Source organism: Pseudomonas sp. NPDC087803, assembly GCF_044742995.1.
GTDB lineage: Bacteria > Pseudomonadota > Gammaproteobacteria > Pseudomonadales > Pseudomonadaceae > Aquipseudomonas.
In genome coordinates this window covers 63,124-88,619 of sequence record NZ_JBIUVO010000015.1, presented here as the reverse complement: position 1 = coordinate 88,619, position 25,496 = coordinate 63,124, and the positions used below count along the sequence as shown (strand labels likewise).

The window sequence follows — 25,496 nt, the reverse complement described above, 5'->3', positions numbered from 1 at the left end:
ACCAGCCGTGTTCGTCATCACCGATCAGGTAGCGGCTTTCGTCGGCGGACAGGGTGGTTTTACCGGTGCCCGACAGACCGAAGAACAGGGTCACGTCGCCTTCTTCGCCGATGTTGGCAGCGCAGTGCATTGGCAGCACGTCAGCGGCCGGCAGCAGGAAGTTCTGCACGGAGAACATGGCTTTTTTCATCTCACCGGCGTAACGCATGCCGGCGATCAGCACTTTCTTCTGCGCGAAGTTGATGATCACGCAACCGTCGGAGTTGGTGCCGTCACGCTCAGGCACACACTCGAAGTTGGCCACGTTGAGCACTTGCCACTCTTCACGACCGGCCGGGTTGTACTGGGCCGGGTTGATGAACAGGCAACGACCGAACAGGTTCTGCCAGGCAGTCTGGGTGGTCATTTTTACGGCCAGGTAGTGATCTTCAGCCGCACCTACATGCACGTGGGAAACAAAGTGCTCTTGCGCGTTGTTGAACGCCTCGACACGAGCCCACAGCGCGTCGAACTTGTCGGCCGGGAACTTGCGGTTGATCGGGCCCCAGGCGATAGCGGCCTGGGTGGAAGGCTCTTCAACGATGAAACGATCGACTGGCGAACGACCGGTACGGTGACCGGTGCGGACAACCAGAGCGCCGGTATCGGCAAGCTCGCCCTCACCGCGTTGCAGGGCTTCTTTTACCAGATCATCAACACTCAGATCGGTGTACACGGCGTTATTGGCTTGCGTCATGAGGTTCCCCGTCGGCCAGTGGCCGAGTGTGCTCCAAACGTTTTGTAGTAGAAAGTCGTGCACTACTACCGCGAAAAAAGTGGGCCGGATTATGCCAGAAAAGCCCAAAAAGAGTAGGGTCCTCCCGTCGTAACGGCGAAATTCCGTCGCTACGCAGTGAATTTACCTGCGCTGAACCGTTTTAGTGCCGGGTATCTGACGGCGTGTCGACGCCTGCGCCAGCGAACAATTGAGCAATATCGGCCGCATCGAACAGGTAACGCTGGTTGCAGAACTGGCAATCGATCTCCACTTCGCCACCGCGTTCGGCCACCAGCGCCTGCGCGTCTTCAAGACCCAGACTGACCAGCGCGTTACCCGAGCGTTCACGCGAGCAGCTGCAACGGAAGCGCAGTTTCTGCACATCGAACAGGCGCACTTCCTCTTCGTGGTAGAGGCGATGCAGCACGGTTTCGTTGTCCAGGCTGAGCAATTCATCGGCGGTCAGGGTGCTGGCCAGCGCGGTGATGTGCTGCCAGCTGGCGGCGCGCTCTTCTTCGTCTTTCAGACGGTCGGCCGGCAGTTGCTGCAGCAGCATGCCACGGGCACGACGGCCGTCGGCGAACAGCTTGAAGCGCGTGCCGACCTGTTGCGACATGACGAAGTAGTTGGTGAAGCACTCGGAGAGGTTTTCGCCGTCCAGGTCGACGATGCCCTGATAGCGCTGGCCGACAGTCGGGTCGACGGTCAGGGCCAGCACGCCGTTCGGCATCAGGTCGGCAAGAGTTGCATCCGGGGCGATCTGCTCGGCGTGATAACGCGCCAGGCCACGGATCTCGCGCTCGCTGGAGCATTCGATCATCAGCAGCGGAATCGGGCCTTCGGAGCGCGCCTGCAAAATCAGCAAGCCGTCGAACTTCAGGGTGCCCACCAACAACGAAGCGGCCGCCATCAGTTCGCCCAGCAACTGCGCGACCGGCTCCGGGTACGGGTGCTTGGCGAGGACTTCGGCGTAGCTGCGTTCCAGCGCCACCAGTTCGCCGCGAGTGTCGCTGTCATCGAAGATGAAGCGTTGGGTGTAGTCGGTATCCGGTAGGTCGGTCATAGGTCTGGGTATCTGAATTGATGACAAAATGGTTACAAAAGATGAAAATCCCGCGCTTCTCCGCACCCGTTTGGTGCGAAATGTTCAGCCACGGGAGGCATTTTATGAACAATCCGGGTTTGTTCCAATCAAGGTGGAACCTCGGCCGGCTGGTTCTGTGCAACGTAGTGCCATTAGCACTACTGGCTTTCTGGTTATGGCCTACGGGCCAGATGCTGTGTGTGATTTTCGACGAGTGGCTGTTCCGCTCGCTGAATGCACCACTGGCCAGCAACCCCATATGGCTCCACATCTGGGCAATTGCAAGTCTGCGCCCGTTCGACATCGTCGTCGGACTGATTCTGCTGACGCTGCTGATCAAGGGTGACTGGGTGTTCAAGGCGATTGATGTACGTCGCGCCTTTTTCGGTTTTCTCTCGATTCTGCTGCTGATGGTGGTGATCCGCGCGCTGTTTTCCAAGTTCGCCGACTACATGGACTGGCAGCACAGCAGTCCGTCGATGGTGCTGGAAGGCGCGGTGCACCTGAGTGACTACTTTCCGCACCTGGAGAAGGCCTGGGAGCTGAAGGACCGCTCGAGCCAGAGCTTCCCCGGTGACCACGCTTCGGTGCTGCTGATCTGGGCGCTGTTCATGGGCGTGTTCAGCCGAACTGTCGGCCAGTTCCTGACGGTCTGGGGCCTGGCGCTGCTGTTCATGCTGCCACGTCTGGTGGCCGGCGCGCATTGGGGTCAGGACGATTACATCGGCGGCATGCTGCTGGCGGTGTGGGCGCTGGGCTGGGGCTACTACACGCCGTTTGCTTATCACGCCGCCAACTTCTGGCTGAAGGTGACGGCACCGGTTTTCGCTTTGCTGGGCAAGCTGCCGGTGGTTTCGCGGATGAGTGTGGTGTCTGCCGCGAGCTGATAGTTCACCTGTGGCGAGGGAGCTTGCTCCCGTTTGACTGCGCAGCAGTCACTGAACCAGTCGACCCGGTTGTACTTTGAAATACATGATCGACTGGATAGGGAGTCCTTCGGCCTCCAGCGGGAGCAAGCTCCCTCGCCACGATGATGTGCCGTGCCGGTCAATCGCTGTGGCTGCTGCCACGAAACTTGAACAGATCCCGCCGTTGCTTCTTGCTCGGCTTGCCGTCAGTGCTGACGCCCAACGCCCCAGCCTTGCGCATCGCCGCTGCCGCTTCACGCTTGGCAATACTCGCCTCGGTCTCGGTATACAGCGTCTGCGCCTCGGGTGCGCCGCGACGTACGATCGACAAGGCTTCAACCCTCACCGTGCGTTCTTCGAAGCCGGTACGAATCTCGAATTCATCGCCAATGCGTGGCTCTTTGCCAGGCTTGCAGCGGTCGCCTCGGCAATGCACCTTGCCACTCTCGATCGCGGCTTTGGCCAAGGCCCGGGTTTTATAAAAGCGCGCCGCCCACAACCACTTGTCGAGACGGACCTTGTCGTCCTCTTCGCTTTTTTGTGCCATGGAATTTCCTCATTCTGAAATATTGATGAACTGTACTACCGTTTCTCTCGTGCCATGAATTTCACCGTCCCGGATTACACTGCGCACCAGCCGATACCTGCTTGAAGCGTCGGCGATCCGGGCCGTAGAAATCTGTCGCCTTTTAATCCTTATTCTGCGTGAATACCGCGAATTCGGCCGCACGCGGCCCGAGCGGTTTCTGCCGGTTGAGTACCTTTGAAGACATTTGACCATTTGACCGTTGTCGGTCTGCGCGAGTGGGTGGCGCTCCCTGATCTGGGAGTCGCGGGCCTGCGGGCGAAAATCGACACCGGCGCCAGCACCTCCAGCCTGCATGCCACCGACATCGAGCCGTTCGAACGCGACGGCGAGAAGTGGGTGCGTTTCACCGCGCACCTGGGCACGGTGGTGCAGTTGCGTCACCGGCGTTGCGAAGCGCCGCTGGTGACGCGCAAAACCATTAAAAGCTCCAACGGCCAGGCGCAGGTGCGCTATGTGATCAGCACCACCCTGGCCCTCGGTGATCGGGTCTGGGCAGTCGAGTTCACCCTCGCCTGCCGCAAGTCCATGCGCTATCGCCTGTTGCTCGGTTCCAAAGCCCTGATCGACGGCCAGCTGGTGGTCAATCCGGGCATCAAATATGTACAAGACAAGCCGGTGTTCCCGGTATCTACCTCCTCCACAGGTGTTGCATGAAGATCGCTGTGCTGTCGCGGAATCCGCGTCTGTATTCCACCCGTCGTCTGGTCGAAGCCGGCACCGAACGCGGGCATGAAATGGTAGTGGTCGACACCCTGCGCGCCTACATGAACATCGCCAGCCACAAGCCGCAGATCCACTATCGCGGCAAGCCGCTGGAAGGCTTCGATGCGGTGATCCCGCGGATCGGCGCGTCGGTGACGTTCTACGGTTGCGCGGTGTTGCGCCAGTTCGAAATGATGGGGGTGTTTCCGCTCAACGAATCGGTGGCCATCGCCCGTTCGCGGGACAAATTGCGCTCGCTGCAACTGCTCTCGCGTCGCGGTATCGGCTTGCCAGTAACCGGCTTCGCCCACTCGCCGGATGACATCCCCGACCTGATCGACATGGTCAACGGCGCGCCGCTGGTGATCAAGGTATTGGAAGGCACCCAGGGTATCGGCGTGGTGCTGTGCGAAACCGCAACCGCAGCCGAATCGGTGATCGAGGCGTTCATGGGCCTGAAGCAGAACATCATGGTCCAGGAATACATCAAGGAAGCCGGCGGTGCCGACATCCGCTGCTTCGTGGTCGGCGACAAAGTGATCGCGGCCATGAAGCGTCAGGCCAAGCCGGGCGAGTTCCGCTCCAACCTGCACCGTGGCGGCAGCGCCAGCCTGATCAAGATTACCCCGGAAGAACGCATGACCGCGTTGCGTGCGGCCAAGGTCATGGGCCTGGCGGTCGCGGGTGTGGATATCCTGCGTTCGAACCACGGGCCGCTGGTGATGGAAGTGAACTCGTCACCGGGCCTGGAAGGGATCGAGACCACCACCGGCAAGAACGTGGCGGGGATCATCATCGAACACCTTGAGAAGAATGGCGGGCCGAATATGACCCGCACCAAAGGCAAGGGTTAATCCGCAAGCGATGTAGCGGCTGAGAAGCCGCCTTCGCGAGCAAGCCCGCTCCCCCATTTTGGAATGCGTTCCCCTGTGGGAGTGGGCTTGCTCGCGAAGCGGCCATCAGCCCCGCTGAATATCTCAGCTGTCAGACGGCATCCCGCGGCAACATCAACCCCAACGGCAACCTTACCCGCGCCTCCAATCCGCCTCCGGAGCGGTTGCGCAACTCGACATTGCCGCCATGCATCGAAGCAATCCGCTTCACGATCGCCAGACCCAACCCCGTCCCTTTGCCACCCCGGGCACGGTCGCCACGGGTGAACGGGTTGAAAATCGCCTCCAGCTCCGACGGATCAATCCCTGCGCCACGGTCCATCACGCTCAGCACCACATACGGCGCGCTGGTGTCACCGGACACGTAAGCCGCAACCTCGACCCCGCTGCCCGCGTGATTCAAGGCGTTGCCGATCAGGTTGTTCAGCAAGCGTTTCATCGACACCCGGCGCAGTGGAAACGGCTGGATCGGCTCCAGACGCAAGCGCACTTTCTCTTCGTTCTGGTTGTACGGTGCGGCCACTTCACGCACCAGATCGCTCAGGTCGACCTCTTCCACCGACTCGTCACGACCGTCGCGAATGAAGGCGAGGAACTGGTCGAGAATCGCGTCCATGTCTTCGATGTCGCGCACCATGTCGTCGGTCAAATCGTTGCGGTCGCCCATCAGCTCCAGCGACAGACGCAAGCGGGTCAGCGGCGTGCGCAAGTCATGCGACACCCCCGCCAGCATCAGCTCGCGCTCGCGACCGGCCTGCTCGACGTCTTCGGCCATCTGGTTGAAGGCGCGATACACCTCGGTCATTTCGCTGGGCGTATCACTGATCGGCAGACGCACGCTGCGGCCCTGACCGAGTTGCCTCGCGGCGTACACCAGTCGTTTCAGCGGCTGATTCAACTGGCTGACGAAAATCCACGCCGAGGCGGTGGACAGCAAGCCGATGGCGAGGAACCAGCCGAGCACGTTCCAGATTTTCTGGCCGCGCAAGGGATGCGGGTACAGCGGCACTTTCAGCCAACCATCACCGAGGCTTGGCGCCCGCACCCACAGCGCCGGCGGCGAGTGCATGCGCAAACGCACCTCGGTGTCGGCGCCTAGCTCCGCCTGCATCTGCCGCTGATAGATCTCACTGTACGGCCAGTGCTGCTCGCCCTCCGGCACCCCGGCGCCGACCACCCGGATCAAGGTCGCGGCATCGGCGATCTTCGCGCGGTTTTCTTCATCGGCCGCCCAATAGGCACGCAGCGTCAGGGCGACGCCGTGGCTGTACTGACGATCCACCAGCACGTCCTCGTTCATCAGCAGATAAACCAGGGTCAGCGCCTTGGAAAACAGCACGACGATGAGCACCAGCCACAGGGTGCGGGAGAAAAAGCTTTGGGGGAACCAGACGGGGGTTTTCATCGTTAACCGTTACACACTTGCAGGAGCGAGCCATGCTCGCATATTGCGGATTGCGAGTCTGCGCAGAGGGTCGATCAACCCGATCTGCGCAGACCCGCTCCTACAAATCGCCGATCACTTGGTGGCGGCGCCATCCGGTACGAACACGTAGCCCACGCCCCAGACCGTCTGGATGTAGCGCGGTTTCGACGGATCAGGCTCGATCATCCGGCGCAGACGGGAAATCTGCACGTCGATGGAACGCTCGAGGGCATCCCACTCGCGACCACGGGCCAGGTTCATCAGTTTGTCGCGGGTCAGCGGCTGACGCGCGTTCATCACCAGCGCCTTGAGTACCGCGAACTCACCGGTGGTGAGCATGTGCACTTCTTCGCCACGTTTCAGTTCACGAGTCGCCAGCGACAGCACGTAATCACCGAAGGTGACATTTTCGTCTTCGCTGCCCGGTGCGCCCGGCACCGGTGCGGCCTGACGCCGCAGGACCGCTTTGACCCGGGCCATCAGCTCGTCCGGGTTGAACGGCTTGGCCAGATAGTCATCGGCGCCCAGTTCCAGGCCTTTGATACGGCTCATCTCATCGCCCTTGGCGGTGAGCATGATGATCGGAATCTGATTGTTCGCAGCCCGCAGGCGACGGCATGCGGTCAGGCCGTCTTCGCCCGGCAGCATCAGGTCGAGGACGACCAGATTGAACACTTCGCGCGACAGCAGACGGTCCATTTGCTCGGTGTTCGGTACGGCACGGGCACGGTAGCCCTTGCTGACGAAGAAACGTTCCAACAGGCTGCTCAGCCCCGGATCGTCGTCAACAATAAGAATTTTTTCGCCTTCAGCATTGTTTGCAGTGCTGCTCATTGGATGCTCCTTTTAGCTCGGCGCGCATTATGGCGTAGCTGCCGTTATACGCACCGTGTGCATTGTTAGCAGATTTTTCCTTCACTGCCAGAAAACCGGGGTTTCTGCCTACAGACTGCTACACCCCGAATGACAGAACGCTGGTTATAATGCGCGGCGTTTTGTGCCAGGCAACGTCTGAATCGTTACCGCAGGTGGCCGGGATTTTTTCCCGGTGGCCGCAGTAATTGTTCGATTTCACGGGTCAATGGGCTGCCTTTTGACCCAGGCAGCGGCAATTTTCTAGCCGCTCAACCAGACTCCGGGCCTTTATTTCCGTGCCTGCGAGCCTGCTTTCACAATATGTCAGGTGGTTTTATGGACAGCATCAACAGCCGCATCGCCGAGGAACTCGGCGTACGCCCGCAACAGGTCGAAGCGGCCGTCGCGCTACTCGATGAAGGCTCTACCGTTCCCTTCATCGCCCGTTACCGGAAAGAAGTCACCGGCAGCCTCGATGACACCCAGTTGCGTCATCTGGAAGAGCGTCTGCGCTACCTGCGAGAACTCGACGAACGGCGCATCAGCATCCTCGCCAGCATTCAGGAGCAGGGCAAACTCACCCCTGCCCTCGAGCGCGACATCAAGCTCGCCGACACCAAGACCCGCCTCGAAGACTTGTACCTGCCGTACAAGCAGAAGCGCCGCACCAAGGGCCAAATTGCCCTGGAAGCTGGCCTCGGCGAGCTGGCCGACGGCCTGTTCAACGACCCGAACCTGACGCCGGAAACCGAAGCCGCCCGCTTCGTCGACGCCGAAAAAGGCGTGGCCGATGTAAAGGCTGCGCTGGAAGGCGCCAAGTACATCCTCATGGAGCGCTTCGCCGAAGACGCCAGCCTGCTGGAAAAGCTGCGCAACTTCCTCAAGCAGGAAGCGACCATCAGCGCCCGCGTGATCGCCGGCAAGGAAGAAGAAGGCGCGAAGTTCCGCGACTACTTCGAACACGACGAGCCGCTGAAGAGCATGCCGTCGCACCGTGCGCTCGCGATTTTCCGTGGCCGCAACGAAGGCATCCTCAGCTCCGCGCTGAAAGTCGGCGACGAATTGCCGGGCACCATGCACCCGTGCGAGGGCATGATCGGCCAGCAATTCGGCATCCAGAACCAGAACCGTCCGGCCGACAAATGGCTCGGTGAAGTGGTGCGCTGGACCTGGAAGGTCAAGCTCTACACCCACCTGGAAACCGACCTGCTCGGCGAGCTGCGCGACGGCGCCGAAACCGAGGCGATCAACGTCTTCGCCCACAACCTGCATGACCTGCTGCTGGCCGCGCCGGCCGGCCCGCGCGCGACGCTGGGCCTCGATCCGGGCCTGCGTACCGGCTGCAAGGTCGCGGTGGTCGACTCCACTGGCAAACTGCTCGATCACGCCACGGTTTACCCGCACGTGCCGCACAACAAGTGGGATCAGACCATCGCGATCCTGGCCGCCCTGTGCGCCAAGCACTCGGTTGACCTGATCGCCATCGGCAACGGCACCGCCAGCCGCGAGACCGACAAACTGGCGATCGAGCTGATCAAAAAATACCCAGCGATGAAGATGACCAAGGTCATGGTGTCCGAGGCCGGCGCCTCGGTGTACTCGGCGTCGGAACTGGCGGCCAAGGAGTTCCCGGACCTGGACGTGTCGATCCGTGGCGCGGTGTCGATTGCCCGTCGCCTGCAGGATCCGCTGGCCGAACTGGTGAAGATCGATCCGAAATCCATCGGTGTCGGCCAGTACCAGCACGACGTGTCGCAGCTGAAACTGGCGCGTGGTCTGGACGCGGTGGTCGAGGACTGCGTGAACGCCGTCGGCGTCGATGTGAACACCGCTTCGGTGGCATTGCTGGCGCGGATCTCCGGCCTCAACGCGACTTTGGCGCAGAACATCGTCGCTCACCGTGACGAGCACGGCGCCTTCAAGACCCGTGCGGCGCTGAAGAAAGTTGCGCGTCTGGGCGAGAAAACCTTCGAACAGGCGGCAGGCTTCCTGCGCGTGATGAACGGCGACAACCCGCTGGATTCTTCCGCTGTTCACCCGGAAGCCTATCCGCTGGTGCAGCGCATTGCCGCTGAAACCGACCGCGACATTCGCTCACTGATCGGCGACGCCGCGTTCCTCAAGCGTCTGGATCCGAAGAAATTCACCGACGAAACCTTCGGTCTGCCAACCGTCACCGACATTCTCCAAGAACTGGAAAAACCGGGTCGCGACCCGCGTCCGGAGTTCAAGACTGCCGAGTTCCAGGAAGGCGTCGAAGACCTGAAGGACCTGCAACTGGGAATGATCCTCGAAGGCGTCGTGACCAACGTGACCGCGTTCGGCGCGTTCGTCGACATCGGCGTGCATCAGGACGGTCTGGTGCACATCTCGGCGCTGTCGGAGAAGTTCATCAAGGATCCACGCGAAGCGGTGAAGGCCGGTGACGTGGTGAAAGTGAAGGTCATGGAAGTCGATATCCCGCGCAAACGCGTCGGCCTGTCGATGCGCATGAGCGACACCCCGGGCGAGAAGATCGACGGTGCCCGTGGTTCGCGTCCGGGCTCGGCACCGCGCCAGTCTTCGGGCAACGCGCCGCGCAAGGAAACGGCCACCGCCGCACCGGTGAACAACGCCATGGCCTCGCTGTTCGCCAACGCCAAGCAGTTGAAGAAACGCTGATGGAAGTTCCGGCCGGGCTCGTCGAGAGCGCGTTTTTCAAGCTGTTGGGCTGCCGCCTGCACAGCCTGGAAACCGGGGTGGCGCAAGTCGCCCTGGTGCTGGAACCGCAACTGCGCAATCGCGGCGGCAAGTTGCACGGTGGTGCGCTGTTCAGTCTGGTCGATATCGCCATGGGGCTGGCCTGTTCCAGCACCCACGGCTTCGACCAGCAGAGCGCGACCATCGAGTGCAAGATCAACTACATCCGCGCCGTGTCCGACGGCGAGGTGCTGTGCACGGCGCGGGTGATCCACCCGGGCCGCCGCACGCTGGTGGTCGAGGCCGACGTGATGCAGGGCGACAAACTGGTCGCAAAAGCGCAAGGCACGTTCGCTGTCCTGTAGATGTTGTTCATCATTTTGAGTTAATTTCGGCGCAACGAATCCTGTAGGAGCTGCCGCAGGCTGCGATCTTTTGATCTTGCTATTAAAAACAAAGGCAAAAGATCGCAGCCTGCGGCAGCTCCTACAGTTATGTGTGTGTGTGGCTGACCGGCTAGAAAACCAGGCGAAAACGCCAGTTTCAACTTCACCCTTGTAGACCGTCCTGCCCACCCCCATATTGGGGCGACTGACGCGTGAAGGAATCCAAATTGAGCGAACTTCTCAACCGCCGCCTGGCTCTGCTCGGCGAGCGCGCCAACCTCTCTCTGCTCGAGCAGTGCCTTCACGGTATCGAACGTGAATGCCTGCGCGTGACCAGTGAAGGTCGTCTGGCGCAAACGCCGCACCCGGAAGCCTTGGGTTCCGCGCTGACCAATGAACAGATCACCACCGACTACTCCGAGTCGCTGCTGGAATTCATCACCCCCGCCCTGCCCGATCCGGCCGATACGCTGGCGAGCCTGGACAAGATTCATCGCTTTGCCTACAGCAAGCTCGGCAACGAGTACCTGTGGAGTCCATCGATGCCGTGCCCGTTGCCGGCCGAGGAAGACATCCCGATCGCCTACTACGGCACCTCCAACATCGGTCAGCTCAAGTACGTTTACCGCAAGGGCCTGGCCCTGCGGTACGGCAAGACCATGCAGTGCATCGCCGGGATTCACTACAACTTTTCCCTGCCGGAAAAGCTCTGGCCGCTGCTGCGCGAGGCCGAAGGCTTCGTCGGCACCGACCGTGATTTCCAGTCGTCGTCGTACATCGCGCTGATCCGCAACTTCCGCCGCTACAGCTGGCTGCTGATGTACCTGTTCGGGGCTTCGCCGGCGCTGGACGCAGGCTTCCTCCGTGGGCGCTCGCATCAACTGGAACAGCTGGATCCGGACACCCTGTACCTGCCTTACGCCACCAGCCTGCGCATGAGCGACCTCGGTTACCAGAGCAACGCCCAGGCCGGCCTGACGCCGTGCTACAACGATCTGGCGAGCTACACCGACAGCCTGCGCAAAGCCGTGGCCACGCCGTATCCGCCGTACGTTGAAGTCGGCACGCACCAGGATGGCGAGTGGGTACAGCTCAACACCAACATCCTGCAGATCGAAAACGAGTACTACTCCAACATCCGCCCGAAACGCGTGACCTACACCGGCGAGCGGCCGATCCAGGCGCTGGTGGCCCGTGGCATTCAGTACGTCGAAGTGCGTTGCCTGGACATCAACCCGTTCCTGCCGATGGGCATCGACCTTACCGAGTCGCGCTTCCTTGACGCCTTCCTGCTGTACTGCGCGCTGAACGACAGTCCGTTGCTGACCAGCAATTCCTGCAGCAACGCTACTTCGAACTTCCTCAGCGTGGTCAAGGAAGGCCGCCGTCCGGGCCTGCAATTGCAGTGCGACGGTGAAGCGGTCGAGTTGAAGGTCTGGGCAGCCGATCTTCTGGAAAAAATCGCCCCGCTGGCGGCCCTGCTCGATCAGAGCCATGGTGGCGACGCACACAGCAAAGCGCTGGACGCGCAACTGGCCAAGGTCAAGGATTCGTCCCTGACGCCGTCGGCCCAGGTGCTGGCGGCGATGGCCGAGCACAAGGAAAGCTTCGCGCAGTTCTCCCTGCGTCAGAGCCAGGCGCATGCCGAGTTCTTCCGCAGCGAGCCGTTGGCAGCGGATGAGCAGGCGAAGTTTGAGGAACTGGCGCGTTCGTCGCTGGCGCAACAGGCAGAGCTTGAGCAGAACGAAGTCGGCGATTTCGATGTGTTTGTCGGGTCGTATCAGGCGAGCATTCTGGCGATCAGCAACTAAGCGCAGTCCTTTAAAAAGATCGCAGCCTTCGGCAGCTCCTACAGGGTGTACGTCTATCCCATGTAGGAGCTGCCGCAGGCTGCGATCTTTTGATCTTTAGATTTTTCCGCTCATAAGCTAAGTCTAAAAAGTTATTTATTTTTAGATTCTTAGATCATTTAGTCTCCTTTCACGCCGATCCTCGGTAGCCTGATCTGGAGCACTCCCCCATGAAACTGAATTTCCCGCTTCGCCTGCTGGCCGTGGCCTCGTTGGCTGCTGCGAGCTTTCTGGCGCAGGCCGCCGACCTCACCGTCGCTTACCAGACCACCGTTGACCCGGCGAAAGTCGCCCAGGCCGACGGCGTCTACGAGAAAGCCACCAAGGCCGATATCAGTTGGCGCAAGTTCGATAACGGCGCCGACATCATCGCCGCCATCGCTTCCGGTGACGTGCAGATCGGCTATCTCGGTTCCAGCCCGTTGACCGCTGCGATCACCCGCAAAGTTCCGGTGGAAACTTTCCTCATCGCCACCCAGATTGGCGCCGCCGAAGCACTGGTCGCTCGCGACGGTTCCGGGATCAAGACTCCGCAAGATCTGATCGGCAAGAAAATCGCCGTGCCGTTCGTGTCCACCGGTCACTACAGCCTGCTCGCGGCGCTGAAGCACTGGAACATCGATCCGTCGAAAGTCACCGTGCTCAACCTCGCACCGCCAGCGATCATCGCCGCATGGAAACGCGGTGACATCGACGCCACTTACGTCTGGGATCCGGCCCTCGGTGTGGCCAAGGAAAACGGCAAGGTGCTGATCACTTCCGGCGAACTAGCCAAGTTCGGCGCGCCGACCTTCGATGCCTGGATCGTGCGTAAAGACTTCGCCGAGAAACACCCGGAAATCGTCACCGCGTTCGCCAAGGTCACTCTCGACGCCTACGCCGATTACCGCAAGGATCCTAAAGCCTGGCTCGCCGATCAGTCCCACGTCGACAAGCTGGTGAAACTCTCCGGCGCCAAGGCCAGCGACATTCCATTGCTGCTGCAAGGCAACGTCTACCCGCTGGCGGCTGATCAGGTGATCACCCTCGGCGCGCCGACCACCAAAGCCATCACCGACACCGCCGCGTTCCTCAAGGAGCAAGGCAAGGTCGAAGCCGTACTGCCGGACTACGCGCCGTACGTCAGCGCCAAATACATCACCAACTGATCGGGAGTTAACTGCGATGGCCTTGCTACAACTGGAGCGCATCAGCGCACAGTATCCCGGCAGCCCGGAACCGGTACTGGCGGACATTTCTCTGACCCTCGGGCCTCAGCAATTGCTGGTCGCCCTCGGCCCGTCCGGCAGTGGCAAGACTTCGCTGTTGAACCTGATTGCCGGCTTCGTCGAACCCAGCGCCGGGCGCATCACCCTCGACGGCGTGCCGGTCAAAGGCCCGAGCGCCGAACGTGGCGTGGTGTTCCAGGATGACGCCCTGCTGCCGTGGCAGGACGTGCTGGCCAACGTCGCTTTCGGTCTGGAACTGGCCGGCGTCGCCAAGGACAAACGCGAAAAGACCGCCCGGGAAATGCTCGCGCTGGTTGATCTCACAGGGTTCGAGCACCGCCGTATCTGGCAGCTTTCCGGCGGCCAGAAACAGCGTGTCGGCCTGGCCCGCGCTCTCGCCGCCGACCCGCGCGTGCTGCTGATGGACGAACCCTTCGGCGCCCTCGACGCGTTCACCCGCGAGCAGATGCAGGAACTGTTGCTGCAAGTCTGGCAGCGCACCGCCAAACCGGTGTTCCTGATTACCCACGACATCGAAGAAGCGGTATTCCTCGCCACCGACCTGATTCTGCTGGCGCCGAATCCGGGGCAGATCGTCGAGCGCCTGCATCTGGATTTCGGTCAACGCTACGCCGCCGGTGAATCGGCACGGGCGATCAAATCCGACCCGCGTTTTATCGAAACCCGCGAGCACGTGCTGAGCAAAGTGTTCTCGCAACGCAGCGCCGTGCAACGGCAGGAGCGCGCATGAGCAGTTACGACGTTTCCGCCCGCGCAGTGAAAAGCCCATCGGTGGCGATTCCCGTGCGGCGCAGCCTCAGCACCCGCTGGATCAGCCTGCTGACCCTGTTCGCCTTGCTGGTGATCTGGTGGGCGGTGACCGCCACCGGTTTGATCGAACCGCTGTTCCTGCCGCCACCGTCCGCCGTGCTGCAAAAAGGCTGGTTGCTGGCGACCACCGGTTACATGGATTCGACCCTGTGGCAGCACTTGGGCGCGAGCCTGAGCCGCATTGGCCTGGGCCTTGGCTTCGCGATTCTTACCGCAGTGCCGGTGGGCATCGCCATCGGCGCCAACCGTATCGCCCGTGGCGTGCTCGATCCGCTGATCGAGTTTTACCGGCCGATTCCGCCATTGGCTTATCTGCCGCTGATCGTGATCTGGTGTGGCATCGGCGAGCTGTCGAAAGTGCTGCTGATCTACCTGGCGATTTTCGCGCCGATCGCCATCGCGACCGCGACCGGCGTGCGCACCGTTGACCCGGCGAAATTGCGTGCCGCGCAGTCGCTCGGTGCCACTCGCGCACAACTGATCCGCCACGTGATTTTGCCCAGCGCCTTGCCGGACATTCTCACCGGTGTGCGCATTGGTCTGGGTGTTGGCTGGTCGACCCTGGTCGCCGCCGAACTGATCGCCGCCACCAGCGGTTTGGGCTTCATGGTGCAGTCGGCCGCGCAGTTCCTGGTCACCGATGTGGTGGTGCTGGGGATTCTGGTGATCGCGCTGATCGCCTTCGCCATGGAAATGGGCCTGCGTGCCCTGCAGCGCAAACTGGTGCCGTGGCACGGCCAAACCCACTGACAAATTTCATGTGAACCCCCTGTAGGAGTGAGCCTGCTCGCGATTGCGGTGTGTCATTCACCCCAGCATTGACTGCCAGCCTGCAATCGCGAGCAGGCTCACTCCTACAAAAGCTCTATCCCCCGAATTCGAAGAGTAAGACCATGAGCAGCCTGACCATCACCCCATTAAGCTCGGCCCTCGGCGCGCAGATCAGCGGCGTCGACGTCAGCCAGCCGTTGAACCTGGAACAGCGCGATGCCATCGAGCAGGCGCTGCTCAAGTACCAAGTGCTGTTCTTCCGCAATCAGCCGATCGAGCCTTCGCAACAGGCACGTTTCGCTGCGTACTTCGGCGACCTGCACATTCACCCGATCTACCCGAACGTGCCGGAGCAGCCCGAAGTGCTGATCCTCGACACCGCCGTCACCGACGTGCGCGACAACGCGATCTGGCACACCGACGTGACCTTCTTGCTGACCCCGGCGATGGGCGCGGTACTCAGTGCCAAGCTGCTGCCGGAGTTTGGTGGCGACACCTTGTGGGCCAGCGGAATTGCCGCGTATGAAGCGCTGTCGGCGCCGATGAAAACCCTGCTCGAAGGGCTGACCGCGACTCACGACTTCACTCGCTCGTTTCCGCTGGAGCGCTACGGCAACACGCCGCAAGCCCTGGCGCAGTGGGAAGAGGCACGGCGCAAGAATCCACCGTTGTCACACCCGGTGATCCGCACTCACCCGGTCAGTGGACGCCGTTCGTTGTTCGTCAACGAAGGCTTCACCTCGAAGATCAACGAGCTGTCGGACACCGAGAGCGAAGCGATTCTGAAGTTCCTGTTCGCCCACGCGACCCGCCCGGAATTCACCATTCGCTGGCGCTGGCAGCAGGACGACATTGCCTTCTGGGACAACCGCGTGACCCAGCATTACGCGGTGGATGATTACCGCCCGGCGCGGCGAGTGATGCAGCGGGCTACGGTGTTGGGGGATGTACCTTACTTTTAAGATCAAAAGATCGCAGCCTGCGGCAGCTCCTACAGAGGAACGCGTTTCAATGTAGGAGCTGCCGCAGGCTGCGATCTTTTGCTTTGCCGATTATTCAGCCGTCGAAGGCTTCTCCCACAGATTGATCCCGCCCTCTTGGGCAAAGCGGTCGATCTCTGCCAGTTCCTCGGCACTGAAGCTCAGGTTCTTCAACGCCCCGACGTTCTCGATGATCTGCTCTGGCCGGCTCGCACCGATCAGCGCCGAGGTCACTCGCGGATCACGCAGGGTCCAGGCCAGCGCGAGTTGCGCCAGGCTCTGGCCGCGACGCTTGGCGATCTCGTTCAGCGCCCGCACGTGTGCGATGTTGGCCTCGGACAAGTGCGAAGCCTGCAGCGAACCACCGCCCGGACGATTGACCCGCGCATCCGCCGGCACGCCATTGAGGTATTTGTCGGTCAACAGGCCCTGCGCCAACGGGGTGAAGGCGATGACGCCGGTACCGAGTTCTTCGGTGGTGTCGAGCAGGTCTTTTTCCACCCAGCGATTGAGCAGGTTGTACGCCGGTTGATGAATCAGCAGCGGCACTTTCCATTCTTTGAGCAGCGCAGCGATCTCGCGGGTTTTTACCCCGGAGTACGACGAGATACCGATGTACAACGCCTTGCCCTGCTGCACGGCGGTGGCGAGGGCGCTGGCGGTTTCTTCCAGCGGGGTGTCCGGGTCGAAGCGGTGCGAATAGAAGATATCCACATAGTCCAGACCGAGACGCTGCAGGCTCTGGTCGAGGCTGGCCAGCACGTATTTGCGCGAGCCACCGCCCTGGCCGTACGGGCCGGGCCACATGTCCCAACCGGCCTTGCTCGAGATGATCAGCTCGTCGCGGTAGTGCTTGAAGTCTTCGCGCAGCAGGCGACCGAAGTTGATTTCAGCGCTGCCGTACGGCGGGCCGTAGTTGTTGGCCAAGTCGAAGTGGTTGATCCCCAGGTCGAACGCGGTGCGCAGCAAGGCGCGCTGGGTGTCGATCGGCGTGCTGTCGCCGAAGTTGTGCCACAGGCCCAGCGACAGCGCCGGCAGTACCAGACCACTGCGGCCGACACGGCGGTAAGGGATGGAGTCGTAGCGGTTTTCGGCAGCGGTGTAAGTCATCGAATCCTCTCTTGTTTGATTGCCAGCAAATTGAGGGTGAATCCCAAACCTGTGGCGAGGGAGCTTGCTCCCGCTCGGTTGCGCAGCAACCGCAAACCCATCCAGCGCGCTATGCCTGTCTGAATGCGATGGCAGGTTTTGGGTCTGCTTCGCAGACCTGCGGGAGCAAGCTCCCTCGCCACAAAAGTGCTCTACACAAATTTGTTTATAGGCCGGGCAAGACCCAGGTTCTCGCGCAACGTCCGGCCCTCATACTCGGTTCTGAACAGCCCACGCCGCTGCAGTTCCGGGACCACGCCATTAGCGAAGTCTTCGAGCCCGCCCGGCAGGTGCGGCACCAGCACGTTGAAGCCATCCGCCGCACCCTGTTCGAACCACTCCTGCAAGCGATCGGCAATCTGCGCCGGCGTGCCCACCAGGCTGTAATGCCCGCGCCCGCCGGCAATCTTGCGCCCCAACTCGGCGAGGGTCAGATGCTCCCGCCCCGCCAGTTCAGTCAGCAATTTCTGCCGGCTCTGCTGGCCGCTGTCGGTCAACGGCAACTGCGGCAGCGGCCCGTCCAGCGGGTACTTCGACAAGTCGAAGTTGCCCAGCATACGCCCAAGCAACGCCACGCCAACCTCCGGTTCGACCAATTGCTGAAACGATTCAAATTTTTCCTGCGCTTCGGCTTCGGTCTGCCCGACGACGACAAACACCCCCGGCATGATTTTCAGCGAATCGGCGCTGCGCCCGTACTTGGCCAAGCGGCCCTTGAGGTCGGCGTAGAACGCCTGTGCGCCGGCCAGCGAAGTCTGCGCGGTGAACACCACCTCAGCGGTCTGCGCCGCCAGCTCACGCCCGGTTTCAGACGAGCCTGCCTGCACGATCACCGGTTGCCCCTGCGGCGAGCGCGCGACGTTCAGCGGACCTTTCACCCGAAAATGCTCACCGACATGATCCAGCACGTGCATTTTCGCCGGGTCGTAATAGGCGCCACTGGCCTTGTCGCGCACAAAGGCATCGTCCTCCCAACTGTCCCACAGCCCGGTGACCACCTGATGAAACTCGCGGGCGCGGCTGTAGCGTTCGGCGTGGCCGAGGTGTTCGTCGCGACCGAAATTCAGTGCCTCGGCGGCGTTGTCCGAGGTCACCAGATTCCACCCGGCGCGACCGCCCGACAGATGATCGAGCGAGGCGAATTTGCGCGCCACGTGGTACGGCTCGTTGTAGCTGGTGGTCGCCGTGGCGATCAGGCCGATGTGCTCGGTCACCGCGCTCAGGGCCGAGAGCAGGGTCAGCGGTTCGAAGTGATCCGAACGCGCCATGCGGCTGGCGATGTCCTGGGTCGGCGCGGCCACACTGTCGGCGACGAACAGCGTGTCGAACTTCGCCGCCTCGGCAATCTGTGCCAAGCGCTTGTAATGGGCGAAATCCAGCCCGGCATTGGCCGGCACCTGCGGGTGCCGCCACGCGGCCACGTGGTGCCCGGTGGCCATGAGAAAGGCGCCGAGTTTCAGCTGTCTGCTCATCTCAGAAATCCTTGCGCAGTTGCACGCCGAAGTAGCGCTCGTCGTCGCGTGGCACGGCGCGGTAAATGTAGCTGCCGCCGCTGGCCAGCAACGGTGAGTAGGACTTGTCGGCGAGGTTCTTGCCCAACAGCGCCACGCGCCAGCCATTGCTGTAATCGGCCAGCGCCACGCTGGCGTTCCAGATGCCGTAGGCACCTTGTTTGGTGTCGGCGTTCTGGCTGATGTCGTACTGCACTTCGCTCTGCCAGCTGTAGTCGGTGCCGAGTTCGATATCCAGACCGTTTTCCAGCGGGATCGTATAGTCGGCACGCACGTAGCTTTTCCAGTCCGGGCTGAACGGCAGCGGCTTGCCATTGACGTTGCACGATGCCGCCGCGCCCGCCGGGCAGCTGAATTGGTCGATGCGCGCGCGGGTGTAAGCCAACGCCCCGGAGAACTTCAATTGCTGGGTCGCCTGCAAGGCGTAATCGAGTTCGACGCCTTCGGTGCTGACGCTGCCGGCGTTGATCAGACGCGTCACCACTTGCCCGGCGACGGTGTCGAAAAAGTTCGCCTGATAGTTGTCGTAATCGCTGTGGAACACCGCGAGGTTGGTGGTCAGTCGGTTGTTCCAGCTGGTGGCCTTGATCCCCGCTTCCCAGGTGTTGGAGGTTTCCGGTTTCAACGCTTCGGTGTCACGCGGCTGCATGTTGAAGAACACGTTGTAGGCCGGGCCTTTGTAGCCGCGCGAATAGGTCAGGTACGTGGTGACCGCATCGCTCAGGTCGTACTGCACGCCAAGGCGGCCGGACCAGCCGTCCTCGTCCACCGAACCGGAACTGCTGGTCGCCGGTTGAATGCCGCTGACCGTGGTCGCCGAGGTCGAGACGCGGCGGTGGTCGTATTCCAGCTCATCGTGGGTATAGCGCAGACCGGCGATGCCACGGAAGTCCGAGGTGAAGTTCAGCGTGGCTTCGCCGAACGCGGCGTAGCTGTCGCTGGTGGTGCTGTAATCGGCGACGCCACGGTCGGTACGCGTGGTGGTGGTCAAAGTGCGCTGATAGGTCTCGTCGTCCTTGCCGTGCATGTAGAACAGGCCGCCGACGTATTCAAGGAATTCACCTTTCGGCGAGGCCAGACGCAGCTCCTGCGAGTACTGGTCGAAGGCCAGATCGCCCTTGTCGGCGGTGCCGGGGAACGCCGGGGTGATCGTGCTCAACCGATCACCGTCCTGATACTGGGTGTTGTCCCAGCCGCGCCACGCGGTGATCGAGGTCAGGGTGTAATCGCCCAGTTGCCAGTCGAGCTGGCCGGACAGGCCTTTGTTGGTGTCCTCGACGTGGCTGCGGGTGTCGGTGTTGATGTCGCGGTTGTGGCTGGTCGCATTCACTGGGCTCAGCGCGTTGGCGAAGGCCGGGGTCAACGACTTGCTGACGACGCCGTTGGGACCGTCGTCGTGGGACTGCATGTAGTCGGCGATCAGGGTGAAGGTCACGTCATCGTTCGGGGTGAACTCGAGTTTGCCGCGCACGCCGCGATGGTTGTAGCCGTTGACCTCCTGGCCGTTGTTTTTGTTGTCGACGTTGCCGTCGTAGCTACCGAACAGGGTGCTGATCGAACCCTTGAGTGTGTCCGGAATCAGGCTGCCGCCAATACCGAAGCGGGTGCGGCTTTCGTTGCCGCTGTAGTACGACTGGTCGATGTAACCGTGGGTCTCGTTGGTCGGCGCCTTGCTGGTGATGTTCAGCACACCGGCCGAGGCGTTCTTGCCGAACAGCGTGCCCTGCGGGCCGCGCAGCACTTCGACGCGCTCCAGATCCAGCAGGTCGAGAGTCGATTGACCGGGACGCGCATAGACCACGCCGTCGATCACCGTGGCCACCGTTGGCTCGACGCCGGGCGAGGTGGAAATCGTGCCGACGCCACGCACGAACAACGAAGTGTCCTTGTTCGACGCACCGGTACGGAAATTCAGCGACGGCACTTGCTGGACGATGCTCGCCACGCCGTTGCGGTTGTCGCGTTCCAGTTGTTCACCGTCGATCACCGAGACCGCCACCGGCACCTTCTGCAGCGACTCTTCGCGGCGGGTGGCGGTGACCGTGACGGACTTGAGGGTCGGCTCTTGATCGCTGCTGTCGGCGGCGAACGCAGTGGGCAGCGGCAATGCCGCCAGTCCGGTAAAAATCCAGCCAGCGGCGCGAATCGACTGCGCCAGTTTGTGTGTCGCCCCAGGAATGTTGTGCATGTTTGCCCGCTCGAAATTGGCCCTGAACCGCTGCCGTTCTGCGACGACAGCGCCTGAATCGGTGTCTTGGGCATTCGCTCGAGCGAGTAGCAGACAATGCGCTTTGTTAGCGCTAACATCGCCAGTATTGGCAAGCTCGGCATAGAGCGTCCAATACTGAAAAATTACTTTTATATGCGTTTTGGTTTTTAAGAAGGATCAAGCCTTGAGCCAGGAAAAGCCCCGCAAACGTCGTGGCGCCGGACGCGTGACCCTGAACGCGGTGGCGCGCGAGGCCGGTGTGTCAGCGATCACCGTGTCGCGCTACTTCAATCAGCCGGAATCGGTCTCGCCGGAGCGCCGCGAGCGGATTGCAGCGGTGGTCGCCGAACTGGGTTACGTGCCGAATCTGGTGGCTGGCGGCCTGGCCTCAGCGCGAGGGAAAATCGTCGGCATGGTGATTCCAAACATCTCGGGGCCGATCTTTGCCAACACCATTCAGGGCTTCAGTGACACCCTCAGCCGCCACGGTTATCAGTTGCTGCTGGCGTCGAGTTACTTCAGTACCGAGCAGGAAGAAAACGCCGTGCGCGCATTTCTTGGCTGGTCGCCGGCGGCGCTGGTGCTGACCAGCCATTTCCATAGTGCGGGCACGGAAAAGATGATCGCCGAGGCGGAAATTCCGGTGATCGAAACCTGGGATTACCAGCCGGATCGCGAGCCGATGCAGATCGGCTTCTCGCACTATGAAGTCGGCGTGACCGCTGCCCGTTATCTGTACGACAAAGGCTATCGCCGCATCGCCTTCGTGCAGAACAGCGCCCCCGGCGACCTCAGTGCGCTGGAGCGCCGCGATGGTTACGCCGCCACCGTGCGCGAGTTCGGACTGCAGCCGTGGGTGTTCGGCCCGGACGCCGACCGCGCGCCGTTCGAGGCCGGCAAGCAAGCGATGGAAGTATTGATGAACGCCGTCCCCCGCCCCGACGCGATCATCTTCGCCAACGACAACCTCGCCGCCGGCGGCCTGCTCGCCGGGCAACGCGCCGGCCTGAAGATCCCCGCAGACTGCGCCGTGCTCGGCTTCGGCGATTACCCGTTCGCCGAAATGCTGTTGCCGAGCCTGAGCACGATCAAACCACCGGCACTGGAAATCGGTGTGCTGGCGGCAACGCGGGTGCTGGAAAGCCTTGGGGTGTTGCCGAGCGATGATGTGCAGCGCCTGAATCTGTTGCAGTGCAAGGTGATCGAGCGCGAGAGCACCTGACACACATGCCTTTGCAGGAGCTGCCGCAGGCTGCGATCTTTTGATTCTGGCTTCTAAAAGCGAAAGATCGCAGCCTGCGGCAGCTCCTACAGGTTTTTCCATCATGCCGACAATTCGCGCAACGCAGCTGCGGCCAGAAATCCGGAGCGGGAACTGTAGCGCTGATCACGCCGGACTGTTTGATCAATACGCTCCAGCAGTTGCTCGGGCAGCGTGGCGTTGAAGCGTACCGACTTGCCGAAATAGGGCGTGATATCAAAGTCGACAACACCCCAGATTCCACCCGCGTAATCCGGGTTGTCGAGATGTGCATCAATGTCCTGAACTCGAGGCAACGGTGCACCATCAGCCACCAGCCCCTCATAGTGCAGGGCCAGAGCCTCCTGAGTGTTTTCAAAAGCTTCGGCTACCGTGCTCCCTGCGGAGAAGCACCCCGGTACATCCGGGACAATGACTCCGTAGTCCGAGTCGGCATCCTTGTGCAAAACGACCGGGAATTTCATAAACGTGAATCCTTCCTCTGACGTGTCCATAAAAGGACTTTCACTTCCAATAACGGGCTTCATTTCAATCCCGCCTGTTTCAAAATGCTGTTGATCGTCCCTTTGGGAAGTTCTGAATCCGGATGCTTGATCGTCACCCGACCCGGCTTGCGCGGATGCTTGTACTGATGGTGACTACCCTTCACTGCAACCAGATACCAACCATCCTCCTCGATCATCCTGATCATTTCCCGACTACGCATTTCCTTCGCCCTGTTCGACAGCAAGAGCTGGTCACCTTAGGGCGTGAGCAACCGATTTATACACACGATACACACTCTGATAAATATTAGCTGGGTGAGCAAACGCTCGGTAATTGGTTCGACCAACGGCAGGCGCAGGCGAGCAGGAAAGGGCCCTGCCGTCCAGATACCTTGAATGCGTCGCGAAATGTGTCTGATCGAGAATGGTTGTCTTGTATTGATGCGGGCTGTCTTGGCTATGCTCTTAATGACACCGAGGTGGCCCCTTCGCGGGCAAGCCCGCTCCCACGGGATTTTGGTTGTACACAGAACCTGTGAATGACCGAGATCACTGTGGGAGTGGGCTTGCCCGCGAAGGCGTCCGATCAAGCACCGCATAACCCGCAGGCACGCCTATGCACACCGCCATCATCATCTTCTTCGGCCTGGTCCTGCTCGCCCTGATGCTCTACATCGGCGAGCGCGTCGGCTTCAGCCGGCAGACTTTGGCCTACAGCTTCGCCGCGCTGTGGCTGGCGTTGACGGTGATCAATGGCGCGGTGGGGGTGGTGCATGCCGGGCAGCCGCTGGGATCGGAAATCGCGGTGGGCAGTGCGGTGTTCGGGGTGCCGATGGCGGCGATGGTGTTGTTCATGGTGCTGAGCGCCGAGTCGTGAACCGTCCCGGCGCTCAGTTGCCAATCAACGCACCAGATGCAGGAACTGCATGTGGCGTTCGTACTGGTCGAGGATGTCGTTGATGATCTGCTCTTTGGTGTAGCCGACCAGATCGTAGTCCTGACTGCCCTCGCTCAAGTGCACTTCAGCGCGGTAGTAGCGGCGGTTGTTGAGCTGTTTGGAACCCATGCCACCCCGGGCGAACGACGGCGTGAAGTAGCCGCGCATCTGCACCTGGTAGATGAACGGATGCTGCTCGCCGTGGCCGATTTCCAGGCTAATGTTGTCGTGCGCCGGATCCGGCTGGGTGACCACGTTCAAGCCCTTCTCGACGAATACCGCCGTCACTTCTTCGATCGCCGGACGCACCGTGGTGTCCATGAAGCGGTACACCTCATCGCGCGACGGGAAGTGCACCGCCTGACTCAGGCGCTGGCGCCAGCCGCCCGTGCCACGCCGCGAACCGGACACTGGTGCCAGCGAATGCAGTTGCGCGATCTGCTTCTGCGATTCCAGATAGAACGCCTTGTGCAGGCCCCACATCATCAGCAGCAAAATCAAAGAGAACGGCAACGAGGTCAGCACCACCGCCGATTTCAGCGCATCAATGCTGCCGGAGAACAGCAGCGCACTGGTCACCAGTGCGGTCATCGCGCCCCAGAACACTCGCAGCCATTTCGGCCCGTCTTCGTCCGGGTTGCCGCCCTTGGCCGACAGCGTCGAAAGCACCACGGTGCCGGAGTCGGCGGAAGTGACGAAGAACACGAAGCTGATGAACACCGTCACCGCGATGACAGTCTTGCTCCACGGGTAGGTTTCCAGCAGCAGATAAAGGCTCATCGACGGATTGTCGAGGGCCGACATACCCAGCGCCGACATGCCGTGATTGAGCACCTGATCAATGGCGCTGTTGCCGAAAATCGACATCCACGCCAGGGTGAAACCGAGCGGAATCAACAGCACGCCGAAGACGAACTCGCGGATGGTCCGACCACGGGAAATCCGTGCGATGAACAGGCCCACGAACGGCGACCATGCGATCCACCAGGCCCAGTAGAACACGGTCCAGCCGCCAAGCCAGTCGCTTGGTTTGTCGTAGGCATAGAGGTCGAAACTCTTCATCGGCAAGGCGCCGAGATAGTCGCCAAGATTCTGGATCAGGGTGTTGAGCAGGTGCTGAGTAGGCCCGGCGAACAACACGAACAGCAGCAGCGCACAGGCCAGCAGCATGTTGATGTCGGACATCACCCGCACGCCTTTATCCACACCCGAGACCGCGACGATGATCGCCGCACCCATCATCAGCGTGATCAGACCGACCTGAATCCACTGGGTGTGTGCGATGCCGAACAGGTAGTCGAGACCGGAGTTGAGGTGCAGCACGCCGAAGCCCATGTCGGCCCCCAGACCGAACACCGTGGCGATGATGCCGAAGCCGTCCACCGCGTAACCGATGGGGCCGTTGATGCGCTTGCCGATCAGTGGGTACAGCGCCGAACGCAAGGCCAGCGGCAGGTTATGCCGATAGGCGAAATAGGCCAGCGCCATGCCGACGAAGGCAAACACGCCCCAGCCGTGCAGGCCCCAGTGCAGAAACAGAATCTGCATCGCCTGCCGCGCCGCGTCCGCCGTGCCGGCCTCGCCTTGTGGCGGCTGGAGCATGTGCGTCAGCGGTTCAGAGACACAAAAGAAAAACAGCGTGATGCTGATCCCGGCGGCGAACAGCATGCCGGCCCAGGACAGGTAACTGAACTCGGGTTCGTCGTGGTCGGCACCGAGTTTGATCTTGCCGTAGCCCGATAACGCGGTGACCACCACGAAGACCAGATACAGCGTCATCGCGAGCATGTAGTACCAGCCGACCGTGTTGGCCGCCCAGTTTTGCGCGGCCAGCAGCCAGGCTCCAGCCTGCTCCGGCATGGCGATGACCACCAGACCAAACAGCAGAATGACCGTCGCGGCGAAGTAGAACACCGGCGGATTCATGCGTACCAGACCGCTGGCGGGGGTAGACGATGCACTCATGAAACGTGCACCTCGAGGAATTGAAACGTGGCTGAAATGATCGGACTCAGCAAAGGCAAG

Annotated in this window: 23 protein-coding genes; 12 read left to right on the top strand and 11 right to left on the bottom strand. The window is 61.4% G+C overall.

Annotation, left to right across the window (positions count from 1 at the left end; genetic code table 11):
* Both ACIOUG_RS11680 and hslO read right to left on the bottom strand, forming a co-directional pair.
* Positions 1-736: phosphoenolpyruvate carboxykinase (ATP) (locus ACIOUG_RS11680; RefSeq protein ID WP_401065489.1), on the bottom strand; the 736-nt coding region annotated here is incomplete at its 3' end.
* Positions 737-917: 181 nt separating this feature from the next.
* On the bottom strand, positions 918-1,820 hold the full coding sequence (gene hslO / locus ACIOUG_RS11675; protein ID WP_401065487.1) for an Hsp33 family molecular chaperone HslO: 903 nt from the start codon (positions 1,818-1,820) through the stop codon (positions 918-920).
* A gap of 104 nt (positions 1,821-1,924) precedes the next feature.
* On the opposite strand from hslO, the gene ACIOUG_RS11670 reads away from it, so the two are divergent.
* The gene (locus ACIOUG_RS11670) at positions 1,925-2,728 is read left to right on the top strand and encodes a phosphatase PAP2 family protein (RefSeq protein ID WP_401065484.1); all 804 of its coding nucleotides are present in this window, start codon (positions 1,925-1,927) and stop codon (positions 2,726-2,728) included.
* Positions 2,729-2,888: 160 nt separating this feature from the next.
* On the opposite strand, the gene ACIOUG_RS11665 is transcribed toward ACIOUG_RS11670, so the two are convergent.
* Positions 2,889-3,296: an RNA-binding S4 domain-containing protein gene (locus ACIOUG_RS11665; RefSeq protein ID WP_401065481.1), complete on the bottom strand. Its 408-nt coding sequence runs from the start codon at positions 3,294-3,296 to the stop codon at positions 2,889-2,891.
* A 234-nt stretch (positions 3,297-3,530) separates the two neighbouring features.
* Here ACIOUG_RS11665 and ACIOUG_RS11660 point away from each other — a divergent pair, with 234 nt between their 5' ends.
* Together ACIOUG_RS11660 and rimK are read left to right on the top strand one after the other, a co-directional pair.
* Positions 3,531-3,992, top strand: coding sequence for an ATP-dependent zinc protease (locus tag ACIOUG_RS11660; protein ID WP_007964698.1), 462 nt, complete (start codon positions 3,531-3,533; stop codon positions 3,990-3,992).
* Positions 3,989-4,894 (top strand): 30S ribosomal protein S6--L-glutamate ligase, encoded by a 906-nt coding sequence (gene rimK / locus ACIOUG_RS11655; RefSeq protein ID WP_003220641.1) that lies wholly within the window; start codon positions 3,989-3,991, stop codon positions 4,892-4,894. Before ACIOUG_RS11660 ends, rimK begins: the two co-directional genes overlap by 4 nt.
* A gap of 130 nt (positions 4,895-5,024) precedes the next feature.
* Here the strand turns inward: rimK and ACIOUG_RS11650 are convergent, their stop codons facing one another.
* A complete protein-coding gene (locus tag ACIOUG_RS11650) occupies positions 5,025-6,338 on the bottom strand; it encodes an ATP-binding protein (RefSeq protein WP_003220639.1) in 1,314 nt (437 codons plus the stop codon).
* 114 nt (positions 6,339-6,452) lie between these two features.
* Positions 6,453-7,193, bottom strand: coding sequence for a two-component system response regulator OmpR (gene ompR / locus ACIOUG_RS11645; protein WP_003220637.1), 741 nt, complete (start codon positions 7,191-7,193; stop codon positions 6,453-6,455).
* Between the two features lie 357 nt (positions 7,194-7,550).
* Between ompR and ACIOUG_RS11640 the strand changes: the two genes are divergently transcribed.
* The 7 genes from ACIOUG_RS11640 to tauD all read left to right on the top strand — a co-directional run bounded on the left by ACIOUG_RS11640 (position 7,551) and on the right by tauD (position 15,901).
* Positions 7,551-9,875, top strand: a complete 2,325-nt coding sequence (locus ACIOUG_RS11640; protein ID WP_123585646.1) for a Tex family protein — start codon at positions 7,551-7,553, stop codon at positions 9,873-9,875.
* The gene (locus ACIOUG_RS11635; RefSeq protein ID WP_003220635.1) at positions 9,875-10,258 is read left to right on the top strand and encodes a PaaI family thioesterase; all 384 of its coding nucleotides are present in this window, start codon (positions 9,875-9,877) and stop codon (positions 10,256-10,258) included. The genes ACIOUG_RS11640 and ACIOUG_RS11635 overlap by 1 nt, the downstream gene beginning before the upstream one ends.
* Positions 10,259-10,506: 248 nt before the next feature.
* Complete coding sequence (gene gshA, locus ACIOUG_RS11630; protein WP_401065479.1) at positions 10,507-12,090, top strand: glutamate--cysteine ligase; 1,584 nt, start codon at positions 10,507-10,509, stop codon at positions 12,088-12,090.
* A 209-nt stretch (positions 12,091-12,299) separates the two neighbouring features.
* Entirely contained in the window at positions 12,300-13,277 is a 978-nt protein-coding gene (gene tauA, locus ACIOUG_RS11625) for a taurine ABC transporter substrate-binding protein (RefSeq protein WP_401065478.1), read from the top strand.
* 16 nt (positions 13,278-13,293) lie between these two features.
* Positions 13,294-14,088: a taurine ABC transporter ATP-binding subunit gene (gene tauB, locus ACIOUG_RS11620; protein WP_401065476.1), complete on the top strand. Its 795-nt coding sequence runs from the start codon at positions 13,294-13,296 to the stop codon at positions 14,086-14,088.
* Entirely contained in the window at positions 14,085-14,918 is an 834-nt protein-coding gene (gene tauC, locus ACIOUG_RS11615) for a taurine ABC transporter permease TauC (protein ID WP_401065474.1), read from the top strand. Before tauB ends, tauC begins: the two co-directional genes overlap by 4 nt.
* A gap of 143 nt (positions 14,919-15,061) precedes the next feature.
* Positions 15,062-15,901, top strand: a complete 840-nt coding sequence (gene tauD, locus ACIOUG_RS11610; RefSeq protein WP_401065472.1) for a taurine dioxygenase — start codon at positions 15,062-15,064, stop codon at positions 15,899-15,901.
* A gap of 90 nt (positions 15,902-15,991) precedes the next feature.
* Here the strand turns inward: tauD and mgrA are convergent, their stop codons facing one another.
* From mgrA to ACIOUG_RS11595, 3 genes are all read right to left on the bottom strand, one after another.
* Positions 15,992-17,029: an L-glyceraldehyde 3-phosphate reductase gene (mgrA, locus tag ACIOUG_RS11605; protein ID WP_003220623.1), complete on the bottom strand. Its 1,038-nt coding sequence runs from the start codon at positions 17,027-17,029 to the stop codon at positions 15,992-15,994.
* A 191-nt stretch (positions 17,030-17,220) separates the two neighbouring features.
* Positions 17,221-18,540 carry an LLM class flavin-dependent oxidoreductase gene (locus ACIOUG_RS11600; protein ID WP_401065468.1) on the bottom strand — a complete coding sequence of 440 codons (1,320 nt, stop codon included), beginning with the start codon at positions 18,538-18,540 and terminating at the stop codon, positions 17,221-17,223.
* A 1-nt stretch (position 18,541) separates the two neighbouring features.
* Positions 18,542-20,767, bottom strand: a complete 2,226-nt coding sequence (locus ACIOUG_RS11595) for a TonB-dependent receptor (RefSeq protein WP_401065466.1) — start codon at positions 20,765-20,767, stop codon at positions 18,542-18,544.
* Positions 20,768-20,972: 205 nt separating this feature from the next.
* On the opposite strand from ACIOUG_RS11595, the gene ACIOUG_RS11590 reads away from it, so the two are divergent.
* Positions 20,973-22,010 (top strand): LacI family DNA-binding transcriptional regulator, encoded by a 1,038-nt coding sequence (locus ACIOUG_RS11590; protein ID WP_401065464.1) that lies wholly within the window; start codon positions 20,973-20,975, stop codon positions 22,008-22,010.
* A 101-nt stretch (positions 22,011-22,111) separates the two neighbouring features.
* Here the strand turns inward: ACIOUG_RS11590 and ACIOUG_RS11585 are convergent, their stop codons facing one another.
* The gene (locus tag ACIOUG_RS11585) at positions 22,112-22,576 is read right to left on the bottom strand and encodes a type II toxin-antitoxin system HicB family antitoxin (protein ID WP_027611195.1); all 465 of its coding nucleotides are present in this window, start codon (positions 22,574-22,576) and stop codon (positions 22,112-22,114) included.
* Positions 22,573-22,755, bottom strand: coding sequence for a type II toxin-antitoxin system HicA family toxin (locus tag ACIOUG_RS11580; protein ID WP_401065462.1), 183 nt, complete (start codon positions 22,753-22,755; stop codon positions 22,573-22,575). The genes ACIOUG_RS11585 and ACIOUG_RS11580 overlap by 4 nt, the downstream gene beginning before the upstream one ends.
* Positions 22,756-23,150: 395 nt before the next feature.
* On the opposite strand from ACIOUG_RS11580, the gene ACIOUG_RS11575 reads away from it, so the two are divergent.
* Positions 23,151-23,411 (top strand): hypothetical protein, encoded by a 261-nt coding sequence (locus ACIOUG_RS11575; RefSeq protein ID WP_003220613.1) that lies wholly within the window; start codon positions 23,151-23,153, stop codon positions 23,409-23,411.
* A gap of 24 nt (positions 23,412-23,435) precedes the next feature.
* On the opposite strand, the gene betT is transcribed toward ACIOUG_RS11575, so the two are convergent.
* The gene (gene betT, locus ACIOUG_RS11570) at positions 23,436-25,397 is read right to left on the bottom strand and encodes a choline transporter BetT (protein WP_169842759.1); all 1,962 of its coding nucleotides are present in this window, start codon (positions 25,395-25,397) and stop codon (positions 23,436-23,438) included.
* Positions 25,398-25,496 lie beyond the last annotated feature (99 nt).

Excerpts from the sequence above, each read along its gene's own strand:
- hslO (WP_401065487.1), bottom strand. The coding sequence starts at position 1,820 with ATGACCGACCTACCGGATACCGACTACACCCAACGCTTCATCTTCGAT.
- ACIOUG_RS11670 (WP_401065484.1), top strand. The coding sequence starts at position 1,925 with ATGAACAATCCGGGTTTGTTCCAATCAAGGTGGAACCTCGGCCGGCTG.
- ACIOUG_RS11665 (WP_401065481.1), bottom strand. The coding sequence starts at position 3,296 with ATGGCACAAAAAAGCGAAGAGGACGACAAGGTCCGTCTCGACAAGTGG.
- rimK (WP_003220641.1), top strand. The coding sequence starts at position 3,989 with ATGAAGATCGCTGTGCTGTCGCGGAATCCGCGTCTGTATTCCACCCGT.
- ACIOUG_RS11650 (WP_003220639.1), bottom strand. The coding sequence starts at position 6,338 with ATGAAAACCCCCGTCTGGTTCCCCCAAAGCTTTTTCTCCCGCACCCTG.
- ompR (WP_003220637.1), bottom strand. The coding sequence starts at position 7,193 with ATGAGCAGCACTGCAAACAATGCTGAAGGCGAAAAAATTCTTATTGTT.
- ACIOUG_RS11640 (WP_123585646.1), top strand. The coding sequence starts at position 7,551 with ATGGACAGCATCAACAGCCGCATCGCCGAGGAACTCGGCGTACGCCCG.
- ACIOUG_RS11635 (WP_003220635.1), top strand. The coding sequence starts at position 9,875 with ATGGAAGTTCCGGCCGGGCTCGTCGAGAGCGCGTTTTTCAAGCTGTTG.
- tauA (WP_401065478.1), top strand. The coding sequence starts at position 12,300 with ATGAAACTGAATTTCCCGCTTCGCCTGCTGGCCGTGGCCTCGTTGGCT.
- tauB (WP_401065476.1), top strand. The coding sequence starts at position 13,294 with ATGGCCTTGCTACAACTGGAGCGCATCAGCGCACAGTATCCCGGCAGC.
- tauC (WP_401065474.1), top strand. The coding sequence starts at position 14,085 with ATGAGCAGTTACGACGTTTCCGCCCGCGCAGTGAAAAGCCCATCGGTG.
- tauD (WP_401065472.1), top strand. The coding sequence starts at position 15,062 with ATGAGCAGCCTGACCATCACCCCATTAAGCTCGGCCCTCGGCGCGCAG.
- mgrA (WP_003220623.1), bottom strand. The coding sequence starts at position 17,029 with ATGACTTACACCGCTGCCGAAAACCGCTACGACTCCATCCCTTACCGC.
- ACIOUG_RS11600 (WP_401065468.1), bottom strand. The coding sequence starts at position 18,540 with ATGAGCAGACAGCTGAAACTCGGCGCCTTTCTCATGGCCACCGGGCAC.
- ACIOUG_RS11595 (WP_401065466.1), bottom strand. The coding sequence starts at position 20,767 with ATGCACAACATTCCTGGGGCGACACACAAACTGGCGCAGTCGATTCGC.
- ACIOUG_RS11585 (WP_027611195.1), bottom strand. The coding sequence starts at position 22,576 with ATGAAGCCCGTTATTGGAAGTGAAAGTCCTTTTATGGACACGTCAGAG.
- ACIOUG_RS11580 (WP_401065462.1), bottom strand. The coding sequence starts at position 22,755 with ATGCGTAGTCGGGAAATGATCAGGATGATCGAGGAGGATGGTTGGTAT.
- ACIOUG_RS11575 (WP_003220613.1), top strand. The coding sequence starts at position 23,151 with ATGCACACCGCCATCATCATCTTCTTCGGCCTGGTCCTGCTCGCCCTG.
- betT (WP_169842759.1), bottom strand. The coding sequence starts at position 25,397 with ATGAATCCGCCGGTGTTCTACTTCGCCGCGACGGTCATTCTGCTGTTT.